19 protein-coding genes are annotated in these 17,024 nt (G+C 60.4%); 7 read left to right on the forward strand and 12 right to left on the reverse strand.

Annotated elements, in window-relative coordinates:
- Positions 1 to 18: 18 nt before the first annotated feature.
- The 5 genes from L8G49_RS18555 to L8G49_RS18575 all read right to left on the reverse strand — a co-directional run bounded on the left by L8G49_RS18555 (position 19) and on the right by L8G49_RS18575 (position 3,005).
- A complete protein-coding gene (locus L8G49_RS18555) occupies positions 19 to 1,200 on the reverse strand; it encodes a cellulase family glycosylhydrolase (RefSeq protein ID WP_242187271.1) in 1,182 nt (393 codons plus the stop codon).
- Between the two features lie 109 nt (positions 1,201 to 1,309).
- Positions 1,310 to 1,723 carry a periplasmic heavy metal sensor gene (locus L8G49_RS18560; RefSeq protein WP_242187272.1) on the reverse strand — a complete coding sequence of 138 codons (414 nt, stop codon included), beginning with the start codon at positions 1,721 to 1,723 and terminating at the stop codon, positions 1,310 to 1,312.
- 16 nt (positions 1,724 to 1,739) lie between these two features.
- Positions 1,740 to 2,144, reverse strand: coding sequence for a hypothetical protein (locus L8G49_RS18565; protein WP_242187274.1), 405 nt, complete (start codon positions 2,142 to 2,144; stop codon positions 1,740 to 1,742).
- Entirely contained in the window at positions 2,134 to 2,691 is a 558-nt protein-coding gene (locus L8G49_RS18570; protein ID WP_242187276.1) for an RNA polymerase sigma factor, read from the reverse strand. Before L8G49_RS18570 ends, L8G49_RS18565 begins: the two co-directional genes overlap by 11 nt.
- A gap of 38 nt (positions 2,692 to 2,729) precedes the next feature.
- Entirely contained in the window at positions 2,730 to 3,005 is a 276-nt protein-coding gene (locus tag L8G49_RS18575) for an EF-hand domain-containing protein (RefSeq protein ID WP_242187278.1), read from the reverse strand.
- 587 nt (positions 3,006 to 3,592) lie between these two features.
- Between L8G49_RS18575 and L8G49_RS18580 the strand changes: the two genes are divergently transcribed.
- The 6 genes from L8G49_RS18580 (at position 3,593) to L8G49_RS18605 (ending at position 10,455) form a co-directional block, all read left to right on the forward strand.
- On the forward strand, positions 3,593 to 4,261 hold the full coding sequence (locus L8G49_RS18580) for a MucR family transcriptional regulator (RefSeq protein ID WP_242187279.1): 669 nt from the start codon (positions 3,593 to 3,595) through the stop codon (positions 4,259 to 4,261).
- Positions 4,262 to 4,902: 641 nt separating this feature from the next.
- A complete protein-coding gene (locus tag L8G49_RS18585) occupies positions 4,903 to 6,387 on the forward strand; it encodes a DUF4173 domain-containing protein (protein WP_242187280.1) in 1,485 nt (494 codons plus the stop codon).
- Between the two features lie 32 nt (positions 6,388 to 6,419).
- Positions 6,420 to 7,121, forward strand: a complete 702-nt coding sequence (locus tag L8G49_RS18590) for a response regulator transcription factor (RefSeq protein ID WP_242187281.1) — start codon at positions 6,420 to 6,422, stop codon at positions 7,119 to 7,121.
- A gap of 59 nt (positions 7,122 to 7,180) precedes the next feature.
- Positions 7,181 to 8,698, forward strand: coding sequence for a HAMP domain-containing sensor histidine kinase (locus L8G49_RS18595; protein ID WP_242187282.1), 1,518 nt, complete (start codon positions 7,181 to 7,183; stop codon positions 8,696 to 8,698).
- Between the two features lie 91 nt (positions 8,699 to 8,789).
- Complete coding sequence (locus tag L8G49_RS18600; protein ID WP_242187283.1) at positions 8,790 to 9,101, forward strand: DUF2809 domain-containing protein; 312 nt, start codon at positions 8,790 to 8,792, stop codon at positions 9,099 to 9,101.
- Positions 9,102 to 9,289: 188 nt separating this feature from the next.
- Positions 9,290 to 10,455, forward strand: a protein-coding gene (locus tag L8G49_RS18605) for an IS3 family transposase (protein WP_242187284.1) whose coding sequence is annotated in 2 segments (ribosomal slippage) — positions 9,290 to 9,551 and positions 9,551 to 10,455 — 1,167 coding nt in all. Because the reading frame shifts where the segments join, the coding sequence is not laid out codon by codon here.
- Positions 10,456 to 10,625: 170 nt separating this feature from the next.
- Here the strand turns inward: L8G49_RS18605 and L8G49_RS21050 are convergent.
- A complete protein-coding gene (locus L8G49_RS21050; RefSeq protein WP_277923370.1) occupies positions 10,626 to 10,760 on the reverse strand; it encodes a hypothetical protein in 135 nt (44 codons plus the stop codon).
- A gap of 294 nt (positions 10,761 to 11,054) precedes the next feature.
- On the opposite strand from L8G49_RS21050, the gene L8G49_RS18610 reads away from it, so the two are divergent.
- Positions 11,055 to 11,306: a peptidase S24 gene (locus L8G49_RS18610; protein WP_242187285.1), complete on the forward strand. Its 252-nt coding sequence runs from the start codon at positions 11,055 to 11,057 to the stop codon at positions 11,304 to 11,306.
- A 1,686-nt stretch (positions 11,307 to 12,992) separates the two neighbouring features.
- Here the strand turns inward: L8G49_RS18610 and L8G49_RS21055 are convergent.
- From L8G49_RS21055 to L8G49_RS18635, 6 genes are all read right to left on the reverse strand, one after another.
- Positions 12,993 to 13,403: a diguanylate cyclase gene (locus L8G49_RS21055; RefSeq protein WP_277923371.1), complete on the reverse strand. Its 411-nt coding sequence runs from the start codon at positions 13,401 to 13,403 to the stop codon at positions 12,993 to 12,995.
- Positions 13,404 to 13,441: 38 nt separating this feature from the next.
- The gene (locus tag L8G49_RS21060) at positions 13,442 to 13,645 is read right to left on the reverse strand and encodes a diguanylate cyclase (protein ID WP_277923375.1); all 204 of its coding nucleotides are present in this window, start codon (positions 13,643 to 13,645) and stop codon (positions 13,442 to 13,444) included.
- A gap of 30 nt (positions 13,646 to 13,675) precedes the next feature.
- Positions 13,676 to 13,888, reverse strand: a complete 213-nt coding sequence (locus L8G49_RS18620) for a hypothetical protein (protein ID WP_242187287.1) — start codon at positions 13,886 to 13,888, stop codon at positions 13,676 to 13,678.
- Positions 13,889 to 13,993: 105 nt separating this feature from the next.
- Positions 13,994 to 14,647: a Fic family protein gene (locus L8G49_RS18625; protein ID WP_242187289.1), complete on the reverse strand. Its 654-nt coding sequence runs from the start codon at positions 14,645 to 14,647 to the stop codon at positions 13,994 to 13,996.
- 249 nt (positions 14,648 to 14,896) lie between these two features.
- Entirely contained in the window at positions 14,897 to 15,826 is a 930-nt protein-coding gene (locus tag L8G49_RS18630; RefSeq protein ID WP_242187291.1) for a LysR family transcriptional regulator, read from the reverse strand.
- Positions 15,827 to 15,922: 96 nt separating this feature from the next.
- Positions 15,923 to 16,672 (reverse strand): LuxR family transcriptional regulator, encoded by a 750-nt coding sequence (locus L8G49_RS18635; protein ID WP_277923376.1) that lies wholly within the window; start codon positions 16,670 to 16,672, stop codon positions 15,923 to 15,925.
- Positions 16,673 to 17,024: the final 352 nt, after the last annotated feature.

Genomic DNA, 17,024 nt, shown 5'->3' on the forward strand with positions numbered 1-17,024 from the left:
CAAACGCCCCGCCGTTCTTCAAAGTCCGTCCGCAGCCGTGAGCGGACGGCCGTAATTCGTCGTAAAGAGTGTGTGGACGAGCTGGCCCGAATTGCCCATCGGATTCGCGGGTGTCGATCCATCGTAATTTGTCGGAGTCCAACCGGGCACGGTCTGGGTCATTACGCCGGGTACGTCGAATGCGCCGCCACCGAGCGGTATCGAATGCGCGCGCAGGTAGTTCAGCAAGTCGACCGCAACCTGATCGCTTGTCAGATTGCCGAGACCGATATCGGAACCGAATCCCGCGGACCATTCATCCGCCCATACCGGCAGCTTGCTGCTGGGAACGCCAAAATCCACATCCCAATTGCTCTCATCGTCGCTGCCGCGTTGATACGGGTGGACCGCGTAGACCACGCGGCTGAGCGGATCGCTGATCGTTGGCACCCCGTCGAGCGTGCGTCCAATCCCCAGGCCATCGAGCACCATCACATTCTGACTGCCGGCTGCCCGCAGATGCGCGAGCAGCGGTTGCATGCCAACCGCGACGGGATCGCTCGCGCCCGGGGCGTTGGTCCCGCCATTGGCCCATAGTGCCCAGTTCGCGTCGCTCTTTGCCGGGCGCGGCTCGTTGTAAAGTTCGTACAGCACGCCGCGATCTGCGCCGAACACCGCGTTGAGCAAGTCCCAGTCTCGCACCGTCTCGGCGCTGGCGAACGGATTGAATCCCGTCTCGCCGCTGTTGGTCTCATCCTGCATCGAAATCATGACGATGAAGCCAGCGCTACGCGCCTGCTGTATGGCTGTAGGGACACTTGCGGCATACGCTGCGTCATAAAGCGGCGATTGCGGGTCTAAAGATGGCTGACTGACCTGGAAGCGCAGAGTGTCGGCACCGAACGCAGACGCGGCCGCAAGCTCTGCCGGCCCAAAGTTTACGGTTCCCTTGTACGTTCCCGGTGCATTGATCTGGAGATAGGACGATGTCGCGACAAACCCGCGGATCACAACGCTGCGCGGTAGCCAAGTCTGGCCATTGAGCGTCATGTGAAGTCCGGAGACGCCGACGGCCTGTGTTGCAACGGGCGTAGGGGTCGGATTTGGAGCGGGTGTGGGCGTCGGCGTCGGCGTCGCGACCGGTATGACCGTGACCGGCGCTGAAGTGGCATCACCGCCGCTTCCGCAAGCTGCCAAACATAACAGGGCAACCGTTGCCATTAGACGTGCTGCCAAAATTGTTCTCATACTGCTCGACCTTCTGCCCGGATTATACCGGTTGAACGCAGCGTTTCAGCAAATCCGTCGCTTCCATTGTGGCGCCAGCCCGTCAGCGATCACGCCGCTGTATGCGTCCGACCAGGGAGTCCGCAATCCGACGGCGGTCGGCCTGCGGCAGCGTCGCCGCGAAATCCACGGCGCGGTTTTCAACCATCGCGCGGACACGAATATCGTCGGCACGCGCCTGTGCCAGCGACGCCTTGATCGACGTTGAATCTGGCGTCGGTTCACCGAGCAGCCGTGCGGCCTCGGCCTTAGCTGTGCTGCTATGCACGATCAGTGGCCGAACGGAGGCGCGCGCCTCTCGCAGATTTGCCCGAAACGCGCGGCGCTCGTCGCGCGGCAGTTCCGAGCCGATGACGCGCAACGCCCCGGCGGCGATCATGCGGTGGCCACCGCGCAGCCAGACCGTGCCGCCGATCAGCGCCCCTGCGAGAAACAGGTTGAGCAGCAACGACGCCACCAAGAGAACGCGGATCCTACCCATTGCTATCGCTCCCGGCTGGCAAATCGCCGAACACCGTCATGCTGTCCGCCGAGCCCGCCGGCGTCATGATCGTGGTAGCGGCGACGCCCGCGGTCGCGCCCGACAAGGCTACCGCAGTCCCGATTGCTGCCCACCATAATTTGGCCGAGCGTGTGATCGAGATTTTGGGCGCGCCGGCAAGGACACGGCTCGCGAGCGCGCCGCTCGGCGCTTGCAAGTGCCAGCAATCGAGCGTCTCATCGAGCGCCAACGCGTCGTCAAGGATCGCTTGTCCTTCTAGGGTCTTGGACCAGCGCACCGCTTCGTCTGCCACGGTATCCGGCCACCGTGCGATCACGCCCCCATAGGCATCCGCCAGCGCCTGAAAGCGCGCAATGCTCAAGGGCTCAGGTGTCATCGTTCGCTCCTGTCTGCGCCAGCCGTGCGCGCAACGTGCGTCGACCCCGCGCCAGCAAGGACTCCAGCGCCTCGACGCTGATGCCCAATGCCTCCGATGCCGCCGCTCCCGTCAGGTCTTGGTAATGCACGAGCAGGATCGCCTCGCGCTGCCGTTCTGGCAGCGCGGCGATCGCTGCCGCTACCGACTCTTCGCGCTCCGTTGCCATAAGAGTAGCCTCGGCATCCGGTGCGGGGTCCGCACTTTCGAGGATCGTATCGCTTGTCACGTCGCGGCGACGCCGCAGACGGTCGCGGCACAGATTGAGGACCACCGTGTGCAACCAGGTGTCGAACCGAGCACGCCCCGGCTGCCATTTGCGCGCCTGTCGCCAGACGCGTACGAACGCCTCTTGAGCGACGTCTTCCGCCTCCGCGGTGTCCCGCAACATCCGGTTCGCCAATCCGACGACACGCGGCAGCTTGCCCGCGACGAGCAACCGCGCCGCTGCGGCATCGCCACGGGCGAGGCGTGCGAGTAGCGGTACGTCGGGATCGGGATCCTCCACGTTTGGCGTGACCTACCGCCATTGGACCTTAGCCCATGTCATTCAGAATCGTCCCCAGACGATCTCATGGAACGATCGGACGACGGCGCACGACCAGCCTTTCGTTCCTTGTGGGTCAGCCGGCCGTCGCCATCGCTGTCCAGCCTGCGGAAGCGCTTGGCGGCGGCGTCGTCGATCTCGGTGCGGTCGACGAACCCATCACCGTTGCGGTCGAGATGCGCAAACCGCTTCCCGGGATCGCCCTTGCCGGTCGTCATCACCGCCATGAACTCGGCTTGGCTGACCCTCCCGTCGCCATTGGTGTCCGCAGCCAACACCTTCTGCTCGCGGCGCTGCTCGAATTGCTGGAGGCTCCATCCTACCGCCCCGGTGCGTCCGTTCGTAGTTCTACCAGTTTCAAGCACGTTACCGGCGGGGGAAGTCGCGGTCCCCGTGCCGACGGTCGATTGCGCCTCCTGTCGGTTTGGCTGCTGGGCACACGCCGCTGTGGGAAGAGCGCTCGCCATAGCCAAAGCCACCGCCGCGGTCCGACGTCCGTTCGTCTTCATAAGCTTGCTTGTCCCGCTTGATCTTGTGTCGTCAGGTTCAACGTCAAGCTGCCCCGCTTCCGTCGGTCGCGCGATCAAAAAAGAGAGCGACGGAAATTATGGTTGATTCGTAAACGCCGTCCTTTCCGCAGTCGTGAGCGAAAATGAACGGATGTCGGAAGTTGGGAAGCCGGAATGCGTCCCCGAATGGCGGGTTGTGGGTCTTGCTAGCCGCAAAACCGATCGGCAGATAGCGCGCACATTGGGTGATTCGCTGACTTATCTACGCTTCTCAACCTCGGTCATCTGTAAAGCGCGTTTCAGCGATCGCTTAGCCGTCTGAGCTTGCCAGGCGCAGTTGTCTGATCGCCAATGTGAAAAGCGCTCCTGCAAAGCGAGCCATCGCAAATCCTCAAGATTGCAATAATCAGCGGTATGAACGCGACCACCTTTCCCAAAAAGCTCGTGAGCAGCTTATAAAATCGCAGACGGATGGACCGGAAACATACGCCTTTGGTTGTCTGATCCTGCCATTTCAGACTAAGCTGTATTGGCCAACTGTATTTTGGCGCTCATTTACGGGAACGGAAATGCATTCTAAAATAACCTATGTTGGTCTTGCGGCAGAAATGACCATCGCATGGCTCAGCAATCCGCATAACCGGGCGACAGTAAATGAAGTGCCTGCTATAATAAAGTCCATTTACGACGGAATTGCTATTTTATCAGACAATTCGAATGGCAGAACGTTGGATAATTCGAAGTATACACCTGCCGTATCTGTGAGAAAGTCACTAGAAAGCAACGATTACATTTTAAGCATGATCGATGGTAAGCCTTACAAAGCGCTAAGGCGCCATTTAACAAGCCACGGTTTGACGCCTGAGAAATACCGGGAGCGTTATGGTCTCAAACCTGACTATCCCGTTGTGTCGAGAAGCTACAGTGCAGCGCGACGAGCTATGGCAATACGAATGGGCCTTGGTCGGAAGTCTGGTAAACCTTCGGTAAAAGTTGCTTTAAACATCGAGCCTTCCGCTTGACAGGACCTTTCGTCACCCGTTTGAATTGGTACCAGCTTTCACAAAGCTGGTACTGGCGCCGTTTACCGTCGTGGTTAGTCTCAATGGGGCTGGCGTGTCGCAGCTCCTTGCGGCGCTCAGAACGGCTACTCCGAATGCGACCTGCTCGAACATAATCGCGGGTGGTTCAACCGATCGACGCAACGCTCTGTGCGAACTTCTCAGCTGGCGTTTGGTACATCAAGGTCTTTCTCGGCCGCTTGTTGAGCTGTTGGGCAATGGCGCTGGGTTGGGCCTCCATGCGACAGATTAACGGTTTGACCATAACGAATAACGGGTTTCTGACCGAGTCCGCTCGCGCAATGGTTGGCTTGAGGACATTCCCGATCTGCTGCCCGCACGGGATCGAAGGCATGTTTCTACAAGAGCCGCGGTAAGCGAGCTGGACAGCGGCCTCCGGAAGGGCATCAGTGCCGCCATCACGACAGCTTTCGGTGCGGCCAGAAAGCCGTCGTGTAAAATACCTGGCTAATCGATCCGCGGCATTTGGAGGACCGACTGCATCGATCCTGCACGGGCTCTTGATCAAAACTCCTGCCGTGCGGGATCATCGATCCATAAGCCTCCCGTAAATTGTCTGCTCCCAACGCGAGGAGCAGATCGTGCGATTGAGTTTTCTGATCAAGGTTCCAATCGTTGTCGCCCTGATCATCCTGGTCGACCGGTTGTTCCCATCCAGCTTCGCAGGAGCCCGGATCGGGTGCCTCGCCATTACTTGGCTGATCGCTGTAGCCGTAGCGCGGCGGGACGTTCGCAAAAGCCCGCTCGCCCGGATCGGGCTCGGCGCGGCTGCGCTTTTCGCGGTGGCGCTGTTCGACGATCCCGGCCCGCTCGCCTGGGTTCTGTTCTGGTGCTCTCTATCTGCCGCTGCCTTGTTGCCGAAAGTCGTCCGCTTCGACGATGCGTGGCATTGGGCCGCGCGGCTTGCGCTTCATGCAGTAACAGGCGTGACAAAGCCCTTGGCTGACGTCTCGCGCGTTGCCAGGTGTCGGCGCGATGCCAATCCGCGCGCGATGGCGGCAACACTTGCGCTACCTTTGATCGGCGGCGCGTTGTTTCTAATCTTGTTCTCGGCAGCCAACCCGCTGATCGCGCGTGCGTTCGCGGCCATTCGGCTGCCGTCGCTCTGGCAGATCCTCGTTTGGACGTTCGTCGCCTTCTGCGCCTGGCCGAGCTTACGACCGCATGCGGCCGTCATCCGGCTGGCGGCACGCCTGCCCGATCCGGAACCGGCTCTTCCCGGCACGTCGCTACCCTCGGTGCTGATCGCGCTGGCTTTGTTCAACCTGATCTTTGCGGTGCAGAACGGGCTCGATATCGCCTTCTTGTGGAGCGGCGGCGCATTGCCTGCCGGAATGACGCAGACGGAATATGTCCATCGCGGTGCCTATCCGCTGATCGTAACGGCGTTGATCGCCGGCGCGATGGCGCTTGCGATGCTGCGTCCCGGAAGCGCCGGCGAACGCAACATTTGGGCGCGGCGGTTCGTGACCCTGTGGGTCGTACAGAACCTTGTGCTCGTCGCATCAAGTGCGCTCAGAACGATCGACTATATCGAGACGTCGATGTTGACGACCTGGCGCATCGCGGCGTTGGTGTGGATGGCGCTGGTCGCGCTTGGGCTGGTGCTGATCTGCTGGCGCATCTTGCGCGGCCGGAGTGCGCGGTGGTTGATCAACTGGAATGCGTTCGCCGCGACCCTTGTGCTCACGATGTGCTGTTTCATCGATCTGGCGGCGACCGCGGCGAGCTGGAACGTGCGCGCGACCACCCCCGACCAAGTCGACCTCTGTTATCTCAGCCAACTTGGCGACAGCGCGCTGCTGCCGTTGATCGCGCTGGAACAGCGGCAGATGGATGCGGCCACGCGAGACCGCGTGCGCTATATCCGCAATCAAGCCTTCACCGATCTGGCAGCGCGGCAGGATAGCTGGGCGGACTGGACGCCGCGCGGTGCGCGTCGGCTGACGCGCGCGCAGACCATGCTCGGTCCCAATCCGGCGCGCCCGTTACCGGTCGCGCAATCGGCGTGGCGCGCTTGCGATGGGACGATCGGGCAATCGCCCGTGATGCAAGTCCGGCCTTGACTGTGCGAGCAACGATCATGATCCAATGCCCGATGCCCCGCACGATCCTGATTGCCGATGACGACCCGCACATCCGGCAGCTGCTCGTCTTCGCGCTCGCCAAGGCCGGGTTGGATACTGTCGAGGTCGAGGACGGCGAAGCGGCGCTGGCGGCAGCGGAGACGCACCTGCCCGACCTGATCGTGCTCGACATCAACATGCCGCGAATGGACGGCATCGAGGTCTGCCGACGTCTGCGCTCGCAAAGCGACGTGCCGATCCTGTTCCTGTCGAGCCGTGACGATGAGATCGACCGGGTGCTGGGTATCGAGCTTGGTGCGGACGACTACGTAACAAAGCCGTTTTCCCCGCGCGAGGTGGTGGCGCGGGTGATGGCCATCCTGCGCCGGGTGGCGAGCTGTCCGCCCGCTGTCACCCACGCAGCGGGATCGCTCCGGCACGGCTGCCTGGCCCTCGATGCCGAAGGTTGGCAGGCAAGCTGGTCGGGTCAGCCGGTGTCGCTGACCGTCACCGAGTTCAGCATCCTGCGCACGCTTGCGACTATGCCCTCCAAGGTGTTCAGCCGCGACGTGATCATCGACCGGCTGCACGGCCCCGGCTTCGCGATCACCGACCGAACGATCGACAGCCATATTCGCAACCTGCGCGGCAAGTTCGCGCGGCTTGGGGCAAATGACGTGATCGAGACGCGCGCCGGCATTGGCTACCGGCTCGGCGCTTGCGGTGCGGGATGATCGAGCCATTCAAGCGCGTCGTTCGGCGCCACTGGCCGCGTTTGCGGTTACGAACGATCTTGCTGCTGACGTTCGTGTTCGTGGCGGCGCTGCCGGGCTTTGGCGCCCTGTTTCTACGCGTCTACGAGAACAGCCTGGTTCGTCAGACCGAGGCCGAGCTGATCGCGCAAAGTGCCGCGCTGGCCGCCATTGGTGCTACCGAATGGCCAAACTCCCGACCACAAGCGTCGATCGAAGCCCCGCCAAGCGAAGCACCCACGGTCGATCTGCGGATGAGCCATATTCTGCCCGAACGTCCTGCTCCACATTCGGTGGGCGAACCGCAAGACCGTTCAACCCTTGCATGGGCCAACCGCCTCGCGCCAATCTTGCGAACGACCGCACGCACAACGCTTGCTTCGATCGAGATATTAGATCCGCGGGGCCGCATCTTGGTCGGCCCTCAGGCCGGATACGCGTATGATGGCATGCCCGAGCTTCGGTCCGCGCGCGAAGGGCGACCCGCCACCACGCTACGCCGCAATGATGCCTATCGACCGCACTACGCGCTCGAATGGCTGAGCAGGGCGTCAGACTTGCGTATCCATCATGCTCGCCCCGTCATAGTCGGCGGGCACGTGGTCGGAATATTGCTGCTGTCGCGTTCGCCGCGCGCGCTTTTCGTCGGCATGTATGCCGATCGCGGCAAGATCCTGTTCGGTGTGGCGTTGATCTTCGGGACATTGGTGGTCTTGAGCGGGCTGCTGTCGCGCGGCATTGTCCGACCAGTCGAGGCGCTTGGCGAAGCTACGCGCGCGGTTGCCAGCGGGCGCGGTTCGGTGCCGACGGCACCGACGACCGCTGCCATCGAAATCCAGGCGCTGTACCGCGACTTCGGCAGCATGGCCGAGGCGATCGAGCGCCGCTCGCGCTACCTCCGCGACTTCGCCCATGCGGTCAGCCACGAGTTCAAGACGCCGCTGGCGGGAATCGGCGGCGCTGTTGAGCTATTACAGGATCATGCCGACATGGCGCCGGCTGACCGCCAGCGCTTCCTTGCCAATATCGGTGCGGATGCAGCACGGCTTAACTTGCTGGTTAGTCGTCTGCTCGATCTCGCACGCGCCGACATGGCGGAGATCGTCGAGGGCGCGGCCGCCGACGTTACCGACGTCATGCATTGCACCGCGGATGCTTATAACGGTGCCGACTTCCATGTCAGCATGACCTCGTCTCCAAGTCTGCCTAGCGTCGCCGTGCCGCGCGCGGTCCTTGAAACTGCCTTGACCGGGTTGATCGAAAACAGCCGTCAGGCGGGGGCATCGAATGTCTCGATGACGGCGGATGTCATTGGCGGTCGCGTAGCGCTTACCCTGCGAGACGACGGCTCTGGCATTCCGATCGGTGACCGCGAGCGGATCTTCGAGCCTTTTTTCACCAGCCATCGCTCGTCCGGCGGCACCGGGCTTGGCCTGCCAATCATTCGGTCGTTGCTTCTGGCGCATCATGGCACGATCGCGCTTGAAGAGAGGAAGGAATACGGGACGGCGTTCACGATGATGCTGCTGCCGTATATTCCCTCGGCAGGTCAGGTCTGAACCCTTGCCCCCCCGGCCAATCCCGCTGTCGTTGCTCCTTATCGCAGGAACGATTACTGCCGGTCTTACACTTCGGCTAGCGCACCTGGGCATGCCGTTTTTCGTGACGAAATACGGCGGTTCGGCGCTTTGGGCGCTCATGATCTACTTCATCGTATCGTCCCTGCGCCCCTGCTGGACACCGTACAGAAGCGCAGCAGCATCTGGGCTCATCGCGGGCACCGCTGAGCTATTCAAACTCTATCATATTCCCGAACTGGATATGTTTCGCCAATCCCTTCTTGGCGCCCTCCTATTGGGGCGTGTGTTCTCGGTTACGGATTTCATCGCCTATGCGTTTGGGATTATGCTGGGCGTATCTGGCGATCGTAAATTCCGATTGGCGAGCTTCTTACGCCTGTAGACGGCTTCGCCAAGCCATCTGGCGGCGCGGACGTCCAGTCACTCGCGTTCCGAGCCTGCGATCGCCTGCTACATGGATGTCCGGTGTTCACTAAGTAGATGCGTTCGCGCGATACGCAGCGATTGACATGACCGCCGTTTTTTCCTCCAGCTGGAGCTAGAGTCCGACCCGGAAGAAGGGACGGACAGATGAAGCGGAAGCAGTTTTCGGAAGAGCAGATCATCGGCATCCTGAAGGAGGCCGAGGCGGGCGCGGTTGTGACGGATCTGTGCCGACGGCACGGGATGTCGAGCGCGACCTATTACGCGTGGAAGGCCAAGTTCGGTGGCCTGGAGGTATCCGACGCGAAGCGGCTGCGGGCGCTCGAGGAGGAGAACGCCCGGCTCAAGCGGCTGCTGGCGGACACGATGCTCGACAACGCAGGTCTGAAGGACCTGCTGTCAAAAAAATGGTGACGCCTGCCGCGAAGCGGGAAGCGGTCGCACATCTCCAGACGGCGCTGGGGATGAGCGAGCGGCGGGCGTGTTGTGTCGTCGGGGCGGATCGCAAGAGCATGCGATATCGTTCGTGCCGGGCGGATGATGGCGACCTGCGGTCGCGTTTGCGCGAGCTGGCGCAGCAGCGCCGGCGGTTCGGCTATCGGCGGCTTCACATCCTGCTGCGCCGGGACGGCATCACGATCAACCGCAAGAAGACCCAGCGGCTCTACCGCGAGGAAGGTCTGACGGTGCGTCGCCGGAAGGGACGAAAGCGCGCCGTCGGCGCACGGGCGCCGGCCCCGGTGCTGGCGCTGCCCAACCAGCGCTGGAGCCTGGACTTCGTGCATGATCAGATGGCCACGGGCCGGCGGTTCCGCATCCTCAACATCGTCGATGATGTGACGCGCGAGTGCTTGCGGGCGGTGCTCGACACATCGATCTCAGGCCGGCGGGTCGTGCGCGAGCTGGCCGATCTGATCGTCGAACGCGGCAGGCCGAAGATGATCGTCAGCGACAACGGGACCGAGCTCACCTCGAATGCAGTGCTCGCCTGGTCCGGCGACGCCGGCGTCGAGTGGCATTACATCGCGCCCGGCAAGCCGACGCAGAACGGGTTCGTCGAGAGCTTCAACGGTCGCATGCGCGACGAACTGCTTAACGAGACGCTGTTCTTCACGGTCCGCCAGGCGCGCTCGATTCTCGCGCGCGGGGCCGATGACTACAACACCGAGCGGCCGCACTCCTCGCTCGGCTACGCCACACCGGCGGCCTTCGCCGCCGAACTCGAAAAGCAACGGGCGGGTTTAAACCCGCCCGTTGCTTCGCCCGCGCTCCTGCGCGACAACAACGGCCGGTCTCTGGTTGCCGCTGGATGAAAGACGGGGGTCAGGTCAGCGGTAGCCGGGGGATTGCGATCGCTCCGGTTCGATAGCCAGTTAGATCTACTTACGCTCAGATGGCCTTCGTGATAGGTGAATGCCCGGTAGGCGTGGTTGGCCGGGAAGGATCCTGGCGGTCCTTGGCAGCGAATTGCCAAGCACGGCGGTCAGCGCATAATCGCCTCATTTCCGACCTTATTGAGGGTAAAGCCGCTGGAAAATCCAGCGTTTAAAGTTGAAAATTTCGGCCATTGGCGTAGCGGTGTCATGATCAGGGGAATGATATTCTTGACTTCAGCCACGCGGCAATTTTCTCCGGCATTCGCGCGGCGCACTATTACGGTGCGGCTGGTTGCAGCACCACAATATTAGCAAAGAATTCGGCAAGAATGGCTGTCGACCGCATAGAGTTTGCTGCCCAAAACGCTCGGACGGGCGTTGGGGCAATTACATGCTTGTCGGTATGGTCAGTCCTTTTACCAACATGATTTGAGGTGAAGGCCGTGTTTTACAGAGGCCATCATTATCCTGGTGGTCTGAGTAAATATAGCTGGGGCTTCGGCGGGATCCCGGCAACTGTATGGTGGAATGTTGACATGAGCGATTTGGCGATACCCAGTGAAGTTCGAAAGACGCTAAAAGGGCTTGCAGTAGATGGGCGAATTACCTTGTCGGCTCTTTCTGCTATAATAAACCGCCCGCCGCGCTACTTGCGGGCGTTTGTCGAAAGTGACCAAGATGAGAGACTGTTTGCAGACGAGATAGATGTTCTGGCAAAGTTTTTTATGGTCGATCCGTCGTGTTTGGGAGCGCCCAAGCGATGGCGCCGTCCAAAGAATTGCAATTGACCATTCGTTAACAGGCCTCAGCCTTTTCGTCGCCGGAGGGGGCTACGTTGGAGGGATTAGCCTGAGTTGACCGATCGAAATGTTCACGCGGTCGAGACTCGTTCCATAAAATCATGCGCCGCGCGCGGTGAACTATGGCACGATTTTCCTTTTATGAACCGCGACCACAGGCGTTACTGGACCGCTTGATGTGCTTTGAACCATGCAGTCTATTTAAATCTGATCATTCATGATCGTCATGGTCCCATCATAGTTTTACTACAAAGATCTTAATGCTCGCTTGGCGCTGAAACCGTTAAACCCGTGCTATGAGCGCTTTGGCTTCCATAAAATGAGTGGGGGGGTCGCGTGACGGCGGGAAAGTATGCATGGCCTCGAAGTGATAGCCGACCGTGAACAGTCGTTACCCCACCACCTACCGTTGGTTGTCTGCCGACATGCGCTAATCCCCTCTAAAAGTAAGACAAGTCCCTCAATCCGCTAGCGCAGCCGCAACCTGCGACAAAGCCGCTAATTAACGAGTCAGTGGCCACGGCCGAGACCATCGAGCGGTGCATCAAGACAGCCGCTGCTGTTGCCTCTGCGTTGAAGTGTGCATGAGGCTTGCAACGGCCAGCAAGCGTTGTTCGTCCTGTCCCTACCGTGAATACGCTAATCTATGATAACTATCTCATGAATAAATAATGATTTGCATAACAAAATTATCTCATGCGGTCGATGCACCAAGCCGAATAGTGGAAGAATGTCCCGTCACGTTCGTCGGGCGAGTTCAAAGCGTATTTGTACCGATCAGAAGGCGTGTGGTGCATTGGGCACTTTAGTGCGGCTACGCTTGAGTTGGTGTAAATATGATAGCAGTTCTAGGTTTCGGCGCATTTGTCGCTACCGTACTTCTTGGTGTTGCGAGTATCGGCTTGGATCGCATGTATGCCGGGCCCCAGGAACCGAAATCCGTGTTGTTGCTGCGTAGCGGATCCGCCGGGTGCTTCCTTCTCATGGTTGGTGCAATCGTTGCCGCCTCAATTAGTGGTTCCTGACCCATCGCCCCGGGGCGGCTACGAAGCCCATCCTTCTTCGCTACACTTCATGACGACGTTTGACGCAGTGCTCCAATGGCAGGGCAAGTCGGGTGACCGGCGGAGCTAGTGCGCAGCCCGGTCGACCGCGTCCCGCTGGTCTGCGCACTCATCGATCCACATGCGGCGATTCACGCTCAAAAGGTAGAAGAAGCGCACCCAGCCGGGGCAACTTCGTGTGTAGGCAGCGCCGTTTGATCAGGCGATAATGCCGCCCCACGCGCCCGATCAAATCGCCGAGCTCAACATCGATATGTTTGCTACATTGGATATTGCACCAGCTACGGACGACAAGCCGACATCGCCCGTTCGACCGATAGTTTCGACCGGGTCAACCAGGGTACGTCCGGTCCGCCTCTCCAGCTTCGAGCATGAGCGGTAGCGTGTGTAGGAAAGCGACACGGGACGATCCATTGCTTTCCTCGCCTATAGGCCCAGCGTTGGCGCAACCGGTCTCGTCCCCCAAGTGATAGGATAGGCCGGGGTCGCGGCGCTGTTACCCGCCTTCGCGGCCCGCATCTCTCAGACTGACCAATTGCGCGGCGATCAGTCCCGGATTGGGCACAGCGCCTCGCAACCCAGCTTTAATGCATCAAGAACCGATCGATGGTCACTCGCTTCGGCGCACCGACCTGACCACCGTATCCCTGCGGTGCCCAGGACTACCCGAGGGTACCGTGACCTCTAACATGCTGCCGACACAGTCTTGGATCATGCCGGTGAGAACGGAGCTTATGTGCGCGGCGAGCGTTGGTCGCGGTATGCCTACGATGCAACACGTTGATGCGGACAGCACCTGATTACGTCCAATTTGCTTGGCACCGCATACCAGCCGATCGACATCATCACATAAGTCGGGTGTGCGCGCGCCCTCGCCGGGAAAAACGGTGCTAACGCCAACACTCATTGTCACGTATCTGCTGCAATCCGAAGCCTCGTGCGGAATGGCGAGAGCTTCAACGGCTTGGCAGCACTGGCACGGCAGACAAAGCGCGGTGCCCTCATCGGTGTCGGACAGCAATAGTACAGTTCCTCACCTCCGAAACGTGCGACCACGTCCTACGCACGGCCGATCTTCTTCAGTTCAGCAGCGACCCGGACGAGACACTCGTCGCCAGGGGCATGTCCGTATCGATCGTTGAAGCGCTTGAAATGATCGATTTTGAGTAGGATCATCGACAGCCAGTGAGCGTTGCGGCGCGCGCCTTCCCAATCGGCTTCAAACCGCTTGTCGAACCAGCGGCGGTTAACAGTGCGGGTCAGTCCGTCTTCAAAGGATAATGCCTCAAGCTTTTAATGCATTTTTACGAGTTCTTGCTCGATCCGTTTGCGCTCGCTGATGTCGAACATGAAGCCAATCAAGCTATCGACTTCGCTCGCTGCGTTCCGCACACTGTGCCCATGAAACAGGCGGCGGATCGAGCTCATCGACTCACCGCGCTGCCACCGGTCCCAGATCGCGGCTTGCTGTGCCGCCGAGTAATAATTTCGCTGACGCTTCTTCATCCCCACCCCCCTTTCTTTGAAGAATGAGGTGTTGCGACCACCGTTGAACCCACCGGTCTATTCGGCTAGCCACTGTGCTGTGCCGGCAGGGGACGCGCGGGCAAGTCATGCTTCCGTTCGAGAACGCGATTCGAGTTGGCTAGAGTGCGGAACCATTTCGGTAAGCATGATGGCTTCATCGACAATATCGATCAGCACCCGGGTTAGCGGGCGCCAATCCTTCGTTGCAGACAGCACGGACAGTGCGGTCGAGGCCCGCTGGGCATGGCGGTAAAATGACGGGGCAAGGGCAATGCAGGGCCGTGTCACGTTGAGTTGTCGCGCCAAGGCAAAAGCGAACAGAAAGCGCGCGAATCGACCGTTCCCGTCGATAAAGGGATGCGCCATGATCGTCTTTGCAAACAGATAGACCGGTTTGCCGAGCATCTCGGATTCCACCTCGGTTTCGAGGATTTGCGGCCAGTCGCGTGCGGCCTCCAGCGGCTCGAAATACACATCCCCGTCGCGAGATTCGCCTATTGCCCGCGTAGTCCGATACTGCAGCGGATAGCCGGTCAGCAGGGATGCTACCCGCAATGCCTCGTTTGGCGTCAGTATCAGCGATGCCGTGCGCTGCCACAACGACGTCATGACCGGTTCGACGGCCGGTCTTTTGAACAGATTGCGCACTTTCGCACCCCAATAATCATTGTCGGCAAGAGGAAGGGTGTTGGCTGATTGAAGCGTTAAATAGGCAGTCTGCAGTTCAAGCCCGAACATGCTCGGCCGCTGTCTGTAGGCCGCGGCCAGTGGGCGAACCCGTTCGGAGAGGCGGTCGGTCTCGCGGCTCCATTCCGGCCAGCTGGCTGCCGGCGGAGGGCATAGCCAGTGTTCCGGTCGGCGTCTTTGAGCTTCGTCACCACTCATCGAGGCGCCCCGCTGTGCAAGAGTGCGATGGTTGATCGCGTACGGATACTGTATCGGCATTCGGCAAGCCGCGCGACGCTGGCCTGTCCGCGTCTCCGAGGCTCATTGTATATCATCCGAATGCGGGATTGGCAGAGGTCGAGCGTAGCGTGCCGACAGCAGTTGTAGGAAGGATTTGAGCGCGGGACTGCCGTTGCTCGGGCGCCAGTGAATCCCTTGGTCGAGCGTGGTTGGTCCGAAAGCGTCATGTACCTCTCGAAAAGAGATACCGCCGGGATAGACCCGTGGATCGGCCGGCGCGCCCGCGAGGACCGCAAGATGTTGGGCGGTGCCGAAGGAGGTCAGGTTTTCGCGGCTCACACTTTGCACGATGATCGAGGGAAGGTGGCCTGGGCCGGACATTCGGGCGACAATCATCGCGGAAATGTCCGGGCCCGGATCGTCGGCGGTGACGAGGAAGCCGTGATGCCGAAGGTCGGTCCAGTAGAGCGGGTTGCGGGCGGCGAGGGGATCTTGCGCCGGCAGAGCGACGGTGAGCGGCTCCCTCCAGAAGCTGAGCGAACGTAGGCCGGTGCGCCGGATCTGGCCGGCGAGCACGACGACATCGAGATCCTCCCCCTCCAGGCTGTTCAGAAGGCGCGCCTGTCCGCCTTCGCGCGCCTCGATCTCGATGTCGGGATAGGTATCGCGGAAACTTGTAAGCGCGGCGGACAGGTCGCCGGTGGCGAGCGAGCCGCAAAACCCCAAGCGGAGCATTCCGGCTTTGCCCGATGCCAGCGCTCGTGACGAATGCGCCAGGCCATCAATATCGGCGACGATCCGCCGTGCCTTCGCAAGGAAGTGATCGCCCGGATCGGTCAGTGTGACACCCCTTGTCGACCGCCTGAACAGCGGCAGGCCCAGTCTCGCCTCGAGATGGTGTATGCGCTTGCTAAGGGTCGATTGCTTGATACCGAACTGGCTCGCGGCGCGGCTGAAACTTCCGGTCTCTGCGGCCGCCAATGCATAGCGCAGCAAATGTACGTCGATCATCGTTGACCTCCGATCGTGACCCCTTTCAAGCGGGTGTCATCGGTCATCAGAAATGGCGTCGTCGCGGACAAAGCAACATTCCAAGAAATGGGGGTGTCAGGGTTTGAGGATGTCCGAGAAACTGATTAATCCATCGAACAAGGCGCGTACCGCAAGCATCGCGCGCTTCTGTACACCGTAGCGTTCACGGGCCAGTTTAAGGTGCTGGATAACGGTTTCGTGGCTGATGCCGAGGATCACGGAGATTTCCCAGTCGGTCTTCCCACGCGCGGCCCAAAGGACGCAGTCGACTTGCCGGTCCGTCAGCGTCGCCCTGCCATCCACCCAAAGGTCGTGACTGTGCGAGATGCGTCTCGCCGCCTCAAAGGCAAAGCCCCCGATCAGCTGGGCGGTCGAATGAAGCTGCTCTGGAAACTCCTCCCCGGCTGCTACGGCGAACGAGCAAGACCCGTTGATTTCTCCCGGGACATGCGCAGGCACGGTGAAGCCGTCACCGATACCGACAATTCTGGCTTGAGAAAGGACGCTATGGTCAGAGGCAGTGAGCTTGATCATTCCCGGGACGGCTGACCATGCGAAACCGATGCTTGCCAGGTGGCTTGCCCGGAGAATGGGGTCCGATATCCCCAATCTGTTTTCATCGAACCAGCCTTGCCAGGAAGATGGATAATTGTGCAGGCGCACCACCTCGGAACGAACCGTTAAAAAATCAACGTGATGCAGCAGGGCGAAATATTTCAGCTTCATGTCCGAGCAGCACTGAAGTAGGCTGGCATAAAGTTGGTCGAGCGTCTCTGCACTTCGAGCGCATTGGATGAAGGCCTCTGCAATCAAGAGTCTTGGCATTGAACGTTTGTCGCGGGCAGGAGCGCTCCCAACCTGCCGGATCTGCACCGCGTCCTTCTACGTCAGCTACCGCGCAATTTCTCACGATTGGCGCAGCGACAGATTGCTTATCCTGGGCAGCGAAGCTGCGGTGAAGTCTTACCGGGTGTCTGCTTCGTTCGTAGCGAAGCCTGCGCAAAGTATCGGCATTGCAAATTGAAGCATGTTCATACGCCCCTCACAGCTAAGGGATATGCCGTCCGGCTAGTCGATCCCACAATCCATGCTTTGCCGTCCATCCTCCCGTAAGGACCTGGCGCCCAATCGGCCACGAGGTCGCGTATGCTTAAACGAATCTAATCAGACATCGCTC

The organism is Sphingomonas sp. CARO-RG-8B-R24-01 (assembly GCF_022662295.1).
GTDB lineage: Bacteria > Pseudomonadota > Alphaproteobacteria > Sphingomonadales > Sphingomonadaceae > Sphingomonas.